The sequence below is a fragment of the Variovorax sp. M-6 genome (assembly GCF_052114385.1).
GTDB lineage: Bacteria > Pseudomonadota > Gammaproteobacteria > Burkholderiales > Burkholderiaceae_C > Variovorax.
The window spans coordinates 19,941-33,019 of sequence record NZ_JBFREQ010000049.1; the positions used below are offsets into that span (position 1 = coordinate 19,941).

13 protein-coding genes and 1 pseudogene are annotated in these 13,079 nt (G+C 68.3%); 8 read left to right on the forward strand and 6 right to left on the reverse strand.

The features are described from left to right. Window positions 1-54: 54 nt before the first annotated feature. On the reverse strand, window positions 55-3,093 hold the full coding sequence (uvrA, locus tag AB4Z46_RS32590) for an excinuclease ABC subunit UvrA (protein WP_442287708.1): 3,039 nt from the start codon (window positions 3,091-3,093) through the stop codon (window positions 55-57). 190 nt (window positions 3,094-3,283) lie between these two features. Between uvrA and ssb the strand changes: the two genes are divergently transcribed. Then, window positions 3,284-3,802: a single-stranded DNA-binding protein gene (gene ssb, locus AB4Z46_RS32595; protein ID WP_442287709.1), complete on the forward strand. Its 519-nt coding sequence runs from the start codon at window positions 3,284-3,286 to the stop codon at window positions 3,800-3,802. Between the two features lie 107 nt (window positions 3,803-3,909). On the opposite strand, the gene AB4Z46_RS32600 is transcribed toward ssb, so the two are convergent. Together AB4Z46_RS32600 and AB4Z46_RS32605 are read right to left on the reverse strand one after the other, a co-directional pair. After that, on the reverse strand, window positions 3,910-4,353 hold the full coding sequence (locus AB4Z46_RS32600) for a glycine zipper 2TM domain-containing protein (protein WP_442287710.1): 444 nt from the start codon (window positions 4,351-4,353) through the stop codon (window positions 3,910-3,912). Window positions 4,354-4,408: 55 nt separating this feature from the next. Beyond that, entirely contained in the window at window positions 4,409-5,182 is a 774-nt protein-coding gene (locus AB4Z46_RS32605) for a carbonic anhydrase family protein (RefSeq protein WP_442287711.1), read from the reverse strand. A 273-nt stretch (window positions 5,183-5,455) separates the two neighbouring features. Here AB4Z46_RS32605 and AB4Z46_RS32610 point away from each other — a divergent pair, with 273 nt between their 5' ends. From AB4Z46_RS32610 to mnmA, 6 genes are all read left to right on the forward strand, one after another. Further along, window positions 5,456-6,886 carry a basic amino acid/polyamine antiporter gene (locus AB4Z46_RS32610; RefSeq protein ID WP_442287712.1) on the forward strand — a complete coding sequence of 477 codons (1,431 nt, stop codon included), beginning with the start codon at window positions 5,456-5,458 and terminating at the stop codon, window positions 6,884-6,886. 13 nt (window positions 6,887-6,899) lie between these two features. Beyond that, complete coding sequence (locus AB4Z46_RS32615) at window positions 6,900-7,379, forward strand: SH3 domain-containing protein (RefSeq protein ID WP_442287713.1); 480 nt, start codon at window positions 6,900-6,902, stop codon at window positions 7,377-7,379. A gap of 35 nt (window positions 7,380-7,414) precedes the next feature. After that, entirely contained in the window at window positions 7,415-7,639 is a 225-nt protein-coding gene (locus AB4Z46_RS32620; RefSeq protein WP_442287714.1) for a DUF1049 domain-containing protein, read from the forward strand. Between the two features lie 48 nt (window positions 7,640-7,687). Further along, window positions 7,688-8,065 (forward strand): SHOCT domain-containing protein, encoded by a 378-nt coding sequence (locus AB4Z46_RS32625; protein ID WP_442287715.1) that lies wholly within the window; start codon window positions 7,688-7,690, stop codon window positions 8,063-8,065. A 95-nt stretch (window positions 8,066-8,160) separates the two neighbouring features. After that, entirely contained in the window at window positions 8,161-9,156 is a 996-nt protein-coding gene (locus AB4Z46_RS32630) for an LLM class flavin-dependent oxidoreductase (protein ID WP_442287716.1), read from the forward strand. 49 nt (window positions 9,157-9,205) lie between these two features. After that, window positions 9,206-10,354, forward strand: coding sequence for a tRNA 2-thiouridine(34) synthase MnmA (gene mnmA / locus AB4Z46_RS32635; protein WP_442287717.1), 1,149 nt, complete (start codon window positions 9,206-9,208; stop codon window positions 10,352-10,354). Here the strand turns inward: mnmA and AB4Z46_RS32640 are convergent. Genes AB4Z46_RS32640 through AB4Z46_RS32650 form a run of 3 tightly spaced genes read right to left on the reverse strand, consistent with a single transcriptional unit; the run spans window position 10,312 to window position 12,508 of the window. After that, window positions 10,312-10,776, reverse strand: a complete 465-nt coding sequence (locus tag AB4Z46_RS32640) for an NUDIX hydrolase (RefSeq protein WP_442287718.1) — start codon at window positions 10,774-10,776, stop codon at window positions 10,312-10,314. The two genes, mnmA and AB4Z46_RS32640, sit on opposite strands and share 43 nt — an antisense overlap. 2 nt (window positions 10,777-10,778) lie before the next feature. Next, window positions 10,779-11,783: a sensor histidine kinase gene (locus tag AB4Z46_RS32645; RefSeq protein ID WP_442287719.1), complete on the reverse strand. Its 1,005-nt coding sequence runs from the start codon at window positions 11,781-11,783 to the stop codon at window positions 10,779-10,781. Then, entirely contained in the window at window positions 11,780-12,508 is a 729-nt protein-coding gene (locus AB4Z46_RS32650; RefSeq protein ID WP_442287720.1) for a response regulator transcription factor, read from the reverse strand. The genes AB4Z46_RS32645 and AB4Z46_RS32650 overlap by 4 nt, the downstream gene beginning before the upstream one ends. A gap of 152 nt (window positions 12,509-12,660) precedes the next feature. Between AB4Z46_RS32650 and AB4Z46_RS32655 the strand changes: the two are divergent. After that, window positions 12,661-13,079, forward strand: a pseudogene (locus AB4Z46_RS32655) (NAD(P)(+) transhydrogenase (Re/Si-specific) subunit alpha); the annotation flags it as partial.

Sequence of the window (13,079 nt, forward strand, 5' to 3'; positions counted from 1 at the left end):
GCCGGGAGCCGGCGCGGCGTCGATGACCTCGCAGGTCATGGCGCCGCAGCGCGGTCAGAGCAGCCGCTTCAGATAGCGCCCCGTGTGGCTGGCCTCGTTCGCCGCGATGTCCTCCGGCGTTCCCATGCCCACCACCATGCCGCCGCCGGCACCGCCCTCGGGCCCCATGTCGATCAGCCAGTCGGCGGTCTTGATGACGTCCAGGTTGTGCTCGATCACCACGATCGTGTTGCCGGCGTCGCGCAGCTGGTGCAGCACCTTCAGCAGCAGCTCGATGTCGGCGAAGTGCAGGCCCGTGGTCGGCTCGTCGAGGATGTAGAGCGTGCGGCCCGTGTCGCGCTTGCTGAGCTCGAGCGCGAGCTTGACGCGTTGTGCTTCACCGCCCGACAGCGTGGTCGCCGACTGGCCCAGCTTGATGTAGCTCAGGCCGACGTCGAGCAGCGTGCGCAGCTTGCGCTCGATGGTCGGCACCGCCCTCAGGAAGTCGTGCGCGGTCTCCACCGTCATGTCGAGGATCTGCGCGATGTTGCGGCCCTTGTAGAGCACCTCCAGCGTCTCGCGGTTGTAGCGCTGGCCGTGGCAGACCTCGCAGGGCACGTAGACGTCGGGCAGGAAGTGCATCTCGACCTTGACCACGCCGTCGCCCTGGCAGGCCTCGCAGCGTCCGCCCGCGACGTTGAAGCTGAAGCGGCCCGGCCCGTAGCCGCGCTCGCGCGCGGTGTTGGTCTCGGCCATCAGCTCGCGGATCGGCGTGAACAGGCCGGTGTAGGTGGCCGGGTTGCTGCGCGGCGTGCGGCCGATCGGCGACTGGTCGACGTTGATCACCTTGTCGAAGTACTCGATGCCCTCGATCGCCTCATGCTCGGCCGGCTCCTCGTGGGCGCGGTACAGCGTGCGGGCGACCGCGCTGTAGAGCGTGTCGTTGACCAGGGTGGATTTGCCCGAGCCCGAGACGCCGGTCACGCAGGTCAGCAAACCGACCGGGAAGGCCACGCTGACGTTCTGCAGGTTGTTGCCGCTGGCACCGATGACGCGGATCTCCTGCAGATCGGACTGCGAGGCCAGGTGCGCCGCTTCGCGCGCGGCGCGCCGCTCGGCCGCCGGGCTGGGCGGGAAGCGCGGCGGCTTCTTGCCCCCGTGAAAGGCCGCCGTCGCGACCACCGGCAGCCACGGCGTGCGGCGCGCGGGGACTTCGATCTTCTTCGCGCCCGAGAGGTACTGGCCGGTCAGCGAGTCCGGGTGGGCCGCGACCTCGGCATAGGTGCCCTGCGCCATCACGCGCCCGCCATGCACGCCGGCGCCCGGCCCCATGTCGATCACATGGTCGGCCGCGTGGATCATGTCCTCGTCGTGCTCGACCACGATCACGCTGTTGCCGATGTCGCGCAGATGGCGCAGCGTGCCGATCAGCCGGTCGTTGTCGCGCTGGTGCAGCCCGATGCTGGGTTCGTCGAGCACGTACATCACGCCCGTGAGGCCGGAGCCGATCTGCGAGGCCAGCCGGATGCGCTGCGCCTCGCCGCCCGACAGCGTCTCGGCGCTGCGGTCCAGGCTCAGGTAGTTGAGGCCGACGTCGTTGAGGAACTTGAGCCTGAGGCCGATCTCGCGCACCACCTTGTCGGCGATCTCGGCCTTGGCGCCGCGCAACTGCAGCTGCTGGAAGTAGGCCAGGCTGTCGCGCAGCGTGGCATGGCTGATCTCGTAGATCGCCATGCGCTTCGGCTCGGGGCCGGACTCGTCGACCAGGAACACGTTGCGCGCCTCGCGCCGCAGGCGCGAGCCTTCGCAGTCGGGGCAGGGCTGCATGTTGCGAAAGCGCGAGAGGTCCTCGCGCACCATCGTCGAATCGGTCTCGCGGTAGCGCCGCGCCATGTTCGGGATGATCCCTTCGAAAGGGTGCTTGCGGACCAGCTTCTTGCCGGCCTGCTGGCCGCTGTCCATCACGTAGCTGAACTTGATTTCTTCCTGCGCCGAACCGTGCAGCACCGTCTGCTGGACCGAGGCGGGCAGTTCCTCGAAGGGCTTGTCGAGGTCGAACTTGTAGTGCTTGGCCACGCTCTCCAGCATGCTGAAGTAGTAGCCGTTGCGGCGGTCCCAGCCCTTGACGGCGCCGCTCGCGAGGCTCAGCGAAGGGAAGGCCACCACCCGTGCCGGGTCGAAGAACTCGCGGTGGCCGAGGCCGTCGCAGCTCGGGCAGGCCCCCACGGGCGAGTTGAAGGAGAACAGGCGCGGTTCGAGCTCGGCCAGCGAGTAGTGGCAGATCGGGCAGGCGAACTTGGCGTTGAACAGATGCTCGCGCGGCACGGCGGGCGTGCTGCCCTCGGCCGCCGGCGTCTCCATCTCGAGCGCGATCGCCCGGCCGTCGGCCAGCCGCAGCGCGGCCTCGAAGCTCTCCGCCAGGCGCTGCTGCATGTCGGCGCGCGCGCGCAGGCGGTCGATCACGACGTCGATGTCGTGCTTCTCGGTCTTCTTGAGTTTGGGCAGGTCGTTGTATTCGTAGGTCTGGCCGTCGACCCGGAAGCGGATGTAGCCCTGGGCCTGCATCTCGGCGAACAGCTCGAGGAACTCGCCCTTCTTCTCGCGCGCCACCGGCGCCAGGATCATGAGCCGCGGCTCGTCGGGCAGAGCGATCACCGCATCGACCATCTGGCTCACCGTCTGCGCCTGCAGCGGCAGGTGGTGGTCGGGGCAGTAGGGCGTGCCGGCGCGGGCATACAGCAGCCGCAGGTAGTCGTGGATCTCGGTCACCGTGCCCACGGTGGAGCGCGGGTTGTGGCTGGTCGCCTTCTGCTCGATGCTGATCGCCGGCGACAGGCCCTCGATCATGTCGACGTCCGGCTTGTCCATCAGCTGCAGGAACTGCCGCGCATAGGCCGACAGGCTCTCGACGTAGCGGCGCTGGCCCTCGGCATAGAGCGTGTCGAAGGCCAGGCTCGATTTTCCCGAGCCCGACAGGCCGGTGATCACCACCAGCTTGTTGCGCGGAATGTCGAGGTCGACGTTCTTGAGGTTGTGGGTGCGCGCGCCGCGGATGCTGATGCGCTGCTGCGCCAGCACGGCGCCGAGGTAAGCGTCTTCGGGGGGGAGATTCACGAGGCGGTCGATTTTGGGCAACCGGACATGATAAGTCCCGCGGCGTTTCCGGGGGCGGGGCGGGATTCGTCCGAATTCCGGGCGCAGGCCCGGGATTGGCCCCTGGCGCCGTCCGGGCGGCGTCTCGATGCGGCACAATCTCCGGTTCTCTTTTTCCTTCTCCTCCATTCATTCATCAGGGGCAGTGCATATGGCATCGGTCAACAAAGTCATCCTCGTCGGCAATCTGGGACGCGATCCCGAAACCCGCACCTTTCCCAGCGGCGATCAGGTGTGCAACGTGACCCTGGCCACCACCGACAAGTGGAAGGACAAGCAAAGCGGCGAGATGCGCGAGGCCACCGAGTGGCACCGCCTGGTGTTCAACGGCCGGCTGGCCGAGATCGCCGCGCAATACCTGCGCAAGGGCTCGCAGATCTACGTCGAAGGACAGATCCGCACGCGCAAGTACAACGACAAGGATGGTGTCGAGAAGTACGCCACCGACATCCGCGTCGACCAGATGCAGATGCTCGGCAGCCGCCAGGGCCAGGGCGGTCCTTCGGGCGATGACGACGGTGGCTACTCGCAAGGTGGTGGCGGCGGCGGCGGTGGCGGCTACTCGCGCCCGCCGGCGGCCGCACCGCGCGCGCCGGCTCCGGCGCCGCGCCAGGCGCCTGCCAAGTCGTCGTCGGGCTTCGACGACATGGACGACGACATCCCGTTCTGAGCCGGGTTTTCGCCGGACAAAACAAAAAAGGCCGCTCAGGGAGCGGCCTTTTTTTTGCCGTGGGGCGCGTGCCGGCCGCTCAACGCGGCGGGCGTCGCGTCGCCGGATTACTGCGGAACGACCCGCGCCTGGTGGCCATTGCCCTGGATGAAGACGCGCTGGCCCACGCGCAGGCCGGGCGTCACCGGCTGGGTCACCTCGACCAGCACGCCGCTGTCGGTGCGCACGAACACTTCCTGGCCGGGCTGCGAGCCGGCGGCGTTGTTCGCGATCTGGGCGCCCGCCATGGTGCCGCCGATGGCGCCGGCGACCATCGCGACATCGCGGCCGGTGCCGCCGCCGATCAGGCTGCCGAGGCCGACGCCGGTGATGCCGCCGACCACCGCGCCGACCCCGGTGTGGGCTTCGCTGCGGATGGTCGTCGGTGTGATCTGCTCGATCTTGCCCTGGCGAATCATCATCGAACCGGCGTCCTGGCCGGGTGCCGCGCAGGCGGTGAGGATGACGGCGGTGGCGAGCGTTGCGATGCGAGAGAAAACGTTGATCTTCATGAAGGGTCTCGTGGAATGAACAGGGGAACAGTGAAAGACAAGGGCGAGCCCGGCGCTAACTCAGAAAGGTCACGACGCCGTTCGACAAGTCGTACATCGACCCGACGATCCTGATCTGGCCTTTCTTCTCGAGGTCCGCCAGGACCGGGCTGCCGCTGCGCAGGGTGTCGATCGTCAGCTGCACGTTGGCGCGCGCCACCGCATCGACGAAAGCCGGGTTCTTGCCGGTTCGTTCTCCCGCATAGTCGGTGGCCGCGATGGCCGGCTTGATGGTGTCGAGCAGGCCGGTCAGGTTGCCGAGCTGCACGTTGTCGATGGCGCCCCGTATCGCGCCGCAGGCGGTGTGTCCCATCACCAGCACGACCTTGGCGCCGGCGGCCGCGCACGCGAACTCCAGGCTGCCCATCAGGTCCTTGTTGGCAATGTTGCCCGCGATGCGCGCATTGAAGGTGTCGCCGATCCCCATGTCGAGGATGATCTCGGCCGGCGCGCGCGAGTCGATGCAGCTCAGGATCACTGCGGCCGGAAATTGGCCCGAGGCGCTCGAGCGCTTCTGCGCGAGGAAGTCCTGCGGCTGCATCTTGCCCGAGCGAAAGCGCTGGTTGCCCTTCTTCATCAACTCGATGACCTTGTCGGGCGTCAGCGCGTCGCGCTGGGCCTGGCTGAGCGAGGCGGCCTGTGCGTCGTCCGTGCGCAAGCCGATGCCCGCCATCAGGACCGCGGCGCCGGTCCCCGCGCCCGCGCGCAGCCAGGCGCGCCGGCCGTTGCCCTCTTCACCTGTCGAGGGGGTCGAAATGCTGTCCGCGCAGCAGTGGTGGTTCGCTGTCATGAAGGTCCTTTCCTGGTTTTCGAGGCGTGCATGCGTCGCTTGCGACCTGCACGGTGTGGCCCTCCTTCGCACGATGATGCGTCGATCGACGCCGAAAATCCAGCATCGCGCGCAGCGTTAGAAGTCACCCTTGACAAAGAATCCCGAGCCATCGATGCTCGGCCGCGACAGCGGTCCATGGCTTCGGCCGATGCGTGCGAACAGAAGACGAGAACCTATGAGAACAACAAGTTTGGTTGCGCGAGCACTTCGCTCCCTTCCCACAAATCCGGCATGAGCAGTTCGCAAGACCAGAAGCTTTCCCGCGGCGCCCTCATCGCGCTCGTCGTCGGGTCCATGATCGGTTCGGGCATCTTCGCGCTGCCCTCGGCGTTCGGCCGCTCGACCGGGGGCTTTGGCGCGCTGATCGCGTGGGCCATCGCCGGCACCGGCATGCTGATGCTCGCGCTGGTGTTCCAGACCTTGTCGCGGCGCCGGCCCGACCTCGACACCGGCATCTACGCCTACGCCAAGGCCGGCTTCGGCAACTACCTGGGCTTCGCGTCGGCCGTGGGCTACTGGATCGGCTGCTGCCTGGCCGATGTCGCCTGCCTGGTACTGATCAAGGCGACGCTGGGCCAGTTCTTCCCGGTCTTCGGCGACGGCTCGACCGCCGTGGCGATCCTCTCCGCATCGGTGATCCTGTGGGGCGTGCACTTCCTGGTGCTGCGCGGCGTCAAGGAAGCGGCGACGCTGAACACCATCGCCACCGTCGCCAAGATCGTGCCGATCGCCGTCTTCCTGGTGGTCGCGGTCGCCGGCTTCAAGGCCGACATCTTCGCCTGGAACTTCTGGGGCGGCGAAGAGCGCAGCCTGTCGAGCCTGGCGAACCAGGTCCGCAACACGATGCTGGTGACCGTGTTCGTGTTCGTCGGCATCGAAGGCGCCAGCGTCTATTCGCGCCACGCGAAGAACCGCGAGGACGTCGGCACTGCCACGGTGCTCGGCTTCCTCGGCGTGCTGTGCCTGCTCATCATGGTCACGATGTTCTCGTACGGCGTGCTGCTGCGCCCGGACCTGCAGGCGCTGCCGACGCCCGCGATGGCCGGCGTGATGGCCTCGATCGTCGGCCCCTGGGGCCTGGTCTTCATCAGTGTCGGCCTGCTGATCTCGATTCTCGGCAACTACCTGTCGTGGTCGCTGCTCGCCGCCGAGGTCCTGCATTCGGCGGCCAAGAACAACACCATGCCGAGCTTTCTCGCGCGCGAGAACGCCAACAAGGTGCCGGCCGCTGCGCTGTGGCTGACCAACATCGTGATCCAGCTCTTCCTGCTCGTGACCTGGTTCGCCGAGTACGCCTTCACGCTGGCGCTGAAGATGACGAGCTCGATGACGCTCATCCCCTACCTGCTGGTCGCCGCCTACGGGCTCAAGCTCGCCTGGACCGGCAAGACCTACGAGCGCGCCGGCGCGAGCCGCACCGGCGACGGGGTGCGCGGCGCGATCGCGACGGTCTATGCCACGGGCATGCTGTACGCGGGCGGCCCGAAGTTCCTGCTGCTGTCGGCGATCCTCTATGCCCCGGGCACCTTCCTCTATTTCCTCGCCCGGCGCGAACAGAAGGAGCGGATCTTCACCGGGCCCGAGATGGTCGTCTTCGGCGTGCTCGTGGCCGCTGCGCTGGGCGCGCTGTGGGCGCTGGTCTCCGGCGCGATCACGGTGTAGCGTGAGGACACCCATGCAGACCACCCCCTCGAGCCGATGGCTTGTCGCGCTTTCGCTGCTGCTGCCGCTGCCGGCACTGGCGCAGTCGGCCTCCACGTTGGAGGCGGTCAACATGCGGGCCGGCCCCGACCGTGCCTTTCCCATCGTGACCTGGCTGCCGGCACGCACGCCCGTGCGGGTGTTCGGCTGCACCACGCGCTGGCGCTGGTGCGACGTCGCCGCGGGCCGCAGCCGCGGCTGGGTCGATGCCCGCTTTCTCTCGAACGCGGTCCGACGGGCGCCGATCGTCAACTTCTCGGTGCCGACGTACTGGGATCGGCACTACCGCGGCCGGCCCTGGGACGTGAACCGCAACCAGTGGTCGAACTGGGGCTCGCCGTCGTTCCGGCCGCCGCCGCCGCCGCCATTGCGGCCGCCGGGCTCGCAGCCGCGTCCGCCGCAAGGCCCGCCTTCCTTCGGTCCGCCGCCCGGCAACCGCGGGCCGGCCGGATGAGTGCCACCTCGCAGACACCCCACAAGGAGAGCCCCATGCAACGCTACCTCTACATCGCGCTGATCGTGATCCTGGCCGGCATCGTCGTGCTGTTCAAGATCCAGAACCTGGAGTCGGTGACCGTCTCGCTGTTCTCGATGAGCATCAGTCTGCCGGTCTCGGTGCTGGTGCTGCTGATCTATGTCCTGGGTATGTTCACCGGTGGCTTCGTGCTGGGACTGCTGCGATCATTGGCGCACGGCGCGACGCGGCGGCCCTGAGGGCGAACGCCTTCCTTCTTCAATTTCCAACAAACTAGAAAGATCTGTATGAGCAATTTTTGGGACCTGATCCAACTCCTGCTGTCGACCTTCGTCCTCATCGTCTATCTGCTCATCCTGTTCCAGATCATCGGTGATCTGTTCCGCGATTCGGAGCTGGGCGGCGGGTCCAAGGTGCTGTGGATCATCGGGCTCGTCTTCATCCCGGGCCTGACGGCGATCATCTACATCGTCGCCCGGGGCCGCGGCATGGCCGAGCGGCAGCGCGCCAGCCTGCAGCGCGCCAAGTCCGACACCGACGCCTACATCCGCGAAGTGGCCGGCAAGTCACCGGCCGAGCACATCGCGGACGCCAAGGCCCTGCTGGACGCCGGGACCATCACGCAGGAAGAGTTCGCCCGGCTCAAGGCCAAGGCACTCAACTGAACTGAACTGAACTGGCCCCCACGCTCCCCGGGGGGGCCGCAGGCCGAATAGCCCTTCGGCGCTTGAAGGCGCGCGATCCAGGCCAAGATAGCGGCATGATTCCGTTTTCGATCCTCGATCTTTCGCCCATCACCGAGGGCAGCGATGCAGCCCAGTCCTTCCGCAACTCGCTGTCGCTGGCACAGCACGGCGAGAAGCTGGGCTACCGGCGCTACTGGCTGGCCGAACACCACGGCATGCCGGGCATTGCGAGCGCCGCGACCGCGGTGCTGCTGGCCCACATCGGCGCCGGCACCTCGACCATCCGCATCGGCGCCGGCGGCGTGATGCTGCCCAACCATTCGCCGCTGGTGATCGCCGAGCAGTTCGGCACCCTCGAGTCGCTCTACCCGGGCCGCATCGACCTCGGCCTCGGCCGCGCGCCGGGCTCCGACCAGCGCACCGCGCAGGCGTTGCGGCGCGACCTGCAGTCCGATGCCGACCAGTTCCCGCAGGACGTGGTCGAGCTGATGGACTTCATGTCGAAGGAGCCGCGGCAGCCGGTGCGCGCGGTGCCGGGCATGGGGCTCGAGGTCCCGGTATGGATCCTGGGTTCGAGCACCTTCGGCGCCCAGCTCGCGGCCCACCTGGGCCTGCCCTACGCCTTCGCCTCGCATTTCGCGCCGCAGCAGCTGATGCAGGCGATCCGCATCTACCGCGAGACCTTCAAGCCCTCGGCCCAGCTGGCCAAGCCCTACGTGATGCTGGGCTTCAATGTGTTCGCGGCCGAAACCGACGAAGAAGCCGAGTTCCGCGCCACGTCCTGGCAGCAGGCCTTCGTGAACCTGCGCAGCGGCCGGCCGGGCCGGTTGCCGCCGCCGGTGGCGGGCTACCGGGGCAAGGTCGGTCCGGCCGAGAACGCCCTGCTCGATTCGGTGCTGTCGTGTTCGGCGGTGGGCTCTGTGGCCACCGTTCGCGCCGGTATCGAGGCCTTCATCGAGCGCACCGGCGCGGACGAACTGATGATCACCTCCCAGGTGTTCGACCACCAGGCACGGCTGCGTTCCTACGAACTGCTGGCCGGCTTGCGACATCAGGCCGCAGCGGCCTGATTCCCCGCCGCGGGCACCGGGAGGCCCATGCTGGGACAATTCCAGCCCTATGGAAAAACAGCGCATCGTGGTGGGCCTGAGCGGCGGAGTCGATTCCGCGGTGACGGCGCACCTGCTGAAGCAGCAGGGCCACGAGGTGGTCGGCATCTTCATGAAGAACTGGGAAGACGATGACGACAGCGAGTACTGCTCGTCGAACATCGACTTCATCGACGCCGCCAGCGTGGCCGACGTGCTGGGCATCGAGATCGAGCACATCAACTTCGCGGCCGACTACAAGGACCGCGTGTTCGCGGAGTTCCTGCGCGAGTACCAGGCTGGCCGCACGCCCAACCCCGATGTGCTGTGCAACGCCGAGATCAAGTTCAAGGCCTTCCTCGACCACGCGATGCGCTTGGGCGCCGAGAAGATCGCGACCGGTCACTATGCGCGTGTGCGGCTCGACGCAGCGACGAACCGGCATGAGTTGCTCAAGGGGCTCGATCCGGCCAAGGACCAGAGTTACTTCCTGCACCGGCTGAACCAGCAGCAGTTGTCGAAGACGCTGTTCCCGGTCGGCGAGCTGCACAAGACCGAGGTGCGCCGGATCGCCGACGAGATCGGCCTGCCGAATGCGAAAAAGAAGGATTCGACCGGCATCTGCTTCATCGGCGAGCGGCCGTTCCGCGAGTTCCTCAACCGCTACATCTCGAAGGAGCCGGGCCCGATCCGCGACGAGCGCGGTCGCCAGATCGGCGAGCACCAGGGCCTGAGCTTCTACACGCTGGGCCAGCGCCAGGGGCTCGGCATCGGCGGCATCAAGGCCAAGGGGGCACAGCGCGGCGCCGGCGATCACGCGCCTTGGTTCGTGGCACGCAAGGACATGGCCGCCAACACGCTGTGGGTGGTGCAGGGCCACGACCATCCCTGGCTGCTGTCGCTGACGCTGGAGGCCGACGACGCGAGCTGGGTCTCGGGCAGCGCGCCGGGCGCCGGCGCCCTGGCGGCGAAGTCGCGCTACCGCCAGGCGGATGCTTCCTGCCGGCTGGGCGAGGGCGCCAACGGCGCCTTCCGCCTCGATTTCGACGAAGCCCAGTGGGCGGTGACGCCGGGACAGTCGGCCGTGCTGTACGACGGCGAGGTGTGCCTCGGCGGGGGGGTGATCTCGAAGGCGCTTCAGCCCATCGAGGGGTCGACCCGCACCAGTTCCAGGGGATAGCGCTTTCCGGCCAGATGGTCTTCCACGCATTGCAGCAGCAGGGGGCTGCGATGCCGCGCCGTGCTGGCGCGGATTTCATCGACCGTCATCCACAGCGTGCGCACGATGCCGTGGTCGAGCGCGCGCTCAGGTTCGAAGTCGCCCAGCGTGCCCGCGAACGCGAAGCGCAGGTAGGTGATGTCCTTGGGCTGCCGGATGCGGGCCAGGTAGATGCCGACCACGGCGGTCGGCGTGAAGCGGTGCGCGGTTTCCTCCAGGGTCTCGCGCGCGCAGCCTTCGGCAGGCGACTCGCCGGGGTCGAGATGGCCGGCCGGGTTGTTCAGCCTGAGCCCATCGGCGGTCTCTTCCTCGACCAGAAGGTAGCGGCCCTGCCGCTCGATCACGGCGGCCACCGTGACGTTGGGTTTCCAGCGCTGTGCCATGTTCAGGACTCCGTATCGGACGCCGGCGCCGCGCGCTCGACCGTGGACGGTTTCGGCAGCACCAGCGTGACGGTGCAGCCGGCATCGGCTGCGTGGTCGATCTCCATCGTTCCGCCATGGCGCTGCGCCACGGTGCGGACCAGCCGCGACTGTAGCCGGACCGGCGCGCCAGCCGTCGGCTCGCGCAGCGAGATGCGCCACCGCGGGCCGTCCGCGGCGACCCCGCAATGCAGCGCCGAGCCCGGTGGCGCGCGTTGCAGCGCATGGTCCAGCATGGCGTCCAGTGCGCGCGTGAGCAGGCCGCGGTCGGCCAGGCAGGGCGCTTCGTCGGGCACGGACGGCAACAGGATCCGGACGCGCTGCCGGGCGGCCAGGGCCCAGGCCGCGTCGACGACCAGCCGCAGCAGCGCAATCAGGTCGAGCGGCTCGACCTGCAAGGGCCGGGCCTGGGCCCGCGCCAGGGCCACGAAGCCGTCGGAGCGTTCGAGGCCGGCCTGCGCCTCGCGTTCGACGATCGGCAGCAGCGAGCCGTCCGCGAAGGCCTCGGGCCGCTGGCGCGCCAGGTCGAGCAGGGCCAGGATCGTCGCGCCGGATTCGCGCGCGTCGTGCGCGAGGAAGCGCAGCGCCTCGTCGCGCTGCCGTTCGGCCTGCCGCATCGGCGTGATGTCGATCAGCACGACCAGCCAGCCGCGGTGTCCCGCGTTGTCGTCGAAGAGCGGCAGGCAGCGCAGCAGCAGGCCGCGACCCTCGGCGTCCTCGCCTTCGCCGACGACCGGTCGTGGGCTTGCGCGCAGTGCAGCCCGGGGCAGCATCGGCGCACCGGTGCCGTGCCAGCGAAGCCCGTGCAGCAGCCGGTCCGCGTCCTGGCCCCGCAACTGTTCGCCGCTGCACTGCCAATGGCGCCGCGCCGCGGCGTTGGCGACCGCCACGCGGCCTTGCTGGTCGAGCATCAGGGCGGCATCGGGCCAATGATCCAGGCTGCCCGCCTCGTGGGCGTCCTGCGTCATTCCGCTGTGTCGGCCGGGGGATAGAGCGGTGCGAACTGGTCGGTTTCGAGCGGCTCCAGCCGGTAGCCCAGGCCATAGATGGCGGACAGCAGGAAACCGTTCGAGGGCTGCAGTTCGAGTTTCAGCCGGAGGCGGGAGATGTGGGTGTCGAGCGAGCGCGAAGGCGTCTCGGCGCCGATGCCCCAGACCGCCTCGCGCAGGTGTTCGCGCGACAGAAGGCGGCCGAGGTTCTGGAACAGGAACAGCGCCAGCTCGTACTCGCGCCGGCTGAGCTCGACCAGCCGGCCGTCGATCCGCAGGGTGCGCGTCGCGGGATGGAAGCGGTAGCCGCGGAAGCTGAGCTGGCTTTCGTGCCGTGCCGGATAGGCGCGGCGCAGCAGCGCGCGCACACGGGCCTGCAGCTCGGACACCCGGACCGGTTTGGTCATGAAGTCGTCGGCGCCGGCCGCCAGGCCCTCGATCAGGTCCTTTTCCTCTCGCCGGTTGGTGACGAAGAGAATGGGCAGCGAGCTGTTCAGGTCTTCGCGGATCCACCGGACCACCCGCGGTCCCTCGATGTCGGGCAGGCCCCAGTCGAGGATCAGCAGGTCGTAGGTTTCGTGGTGAAGGTCGCGCAGCAGCGACTTGCCGTCGCTGTAGCCATGGCACTCGTGGCCAATGACCTCCATGGTGTGGCGAATCAGTTCGAGCTGATACGCCTCGTCATCGAGCGCAGCGATTCGCATTCCATCCCCTGTTTCTCGTTGTTTTGAGAAGCCGGCTTCTGTGCGCCGGTCGTCCGATGACAGTGTACAGAGCGGCGCGCGAGCGACAAGGTCCTTCCGGCGTCTTCGGGTAAGCTCGGCGCGAATTCCAATGCTGCCCTGAGGAGAAGTCCATGCTGATAGGCGTGCCGGCCGAGACTGTGCCAGGCGAAACCCGAGTTGCCGTGACCCCGGAGACCGCGAAGAAGCTCGTGGCGCAGGGGCATGTGGTTCGTGTGCAGAGCGGGGCCGGGGTGGCCGCGAGCGTGACCGATGCGGCGTACCAGGCCGCGGGGGCCGAGATCGCGGATGCGGCGGGGGCCTTCGGGGCCGAGATCGTGCTCAAGGTGCGCAGCCCCGACGAGCGCGAGTGCGCGCTGATGAAGCCGGGCACGGTGGTCATCGGCATGCTGAACCCCTTCGACGGCGCCGGGCTCGAGCGCCTGGCGAGCGCCGGGCTGACGGCCTTCGCGCTGGAGGCCGCGCCGCGCACCACGCGCGCGCAGAGCATGGACGTGCTGAGCTCGCAGGCCAACATCGCCGGCTACAAGGC

Coding starts and splice junctions, on each gene's coding strand:
- ssb (WP_442287709.1), top strand. CDS start 3,284: ATGGCATCGGTCAACAAAGTCATCCTCGTCGGCAATCTGGGACGCGAT.
- AB4Z46_RS32600 (WP_442287710.1), bottom strand. CDS start 4,353: ATGAAGATCAACGTTTTCTCTCGCATCGCAACGCTCGCCACCGCCGTC.
- AB4Z46_RS32605 (WP_442287711.1), bottom strand. CDS start 5,182: ATGACAGCGAACCACCACTGCTGCGCGGACAGCATTTCGACCCCCTCG.
- AB4Z46_RS32610 (WP_442287712.1), top strand. CDS start 5,456: ATGAGCAGTTCGCAAGACCAGAAGCTTTCCCGCGGCGCCCTCATCGCG.
- AB4Z46_RS32615 (WP_442287713.1), top strand. CDS start 6,900: ATGCAGACCACCCCCTCGAGCCGATGGCTTGTCGCGCTTTCGCTGCTG.
- AB4Z46_RS32620 (WP_442287714.1), top strand. CDS start 7,415: ATGCAACGCTACCTCTACATCGCGCTGATCGTGATCCTGGCCGGCATC.
- AB4Z46_RS32625 (WP_442287715.1), top strand. CDS start 7,688: ATGAGCAATTTTTGGGACCTGATCCAACTCCTGCTGTCGACCTTCGTC.
- AB4Z46_RS32630 (WP_442287716.1), top strand. CDS start 8,161: ATGATTCCGTTTTCGATCCTCGATCTTTCGCCCATCACCGAGGGCAGC.
- mnmA (WP_442287717.1), top strand. CDS start 9,206: ATGGAAAAACAGCGCATCGTGGTGGGCCTGAGCGGCGGAGTCGATTCC.
- AB4Z46_RS32640 (WP_442287718.1), bottom strand. CDS start 10,776: ATGGCACAGCGCTGGAAACCCAACGTCACGGTGGCCGCCGTGATCGAG.
- AB4Z46_RS32645 (WP_442287719.1), bottom strand. CDS start 11,783: ATGACGCAGGACGCCCACGAGGCGGGCAGCCTGGATCATTGGCCCGAT.
- AB4Z46_RS32650 (WP_442287720.1), bottom strand. CDS start 12,508: ATGCGAATCGCTGCGCTCGATGACGAGGCGTATCAGCTCGAACTGATT.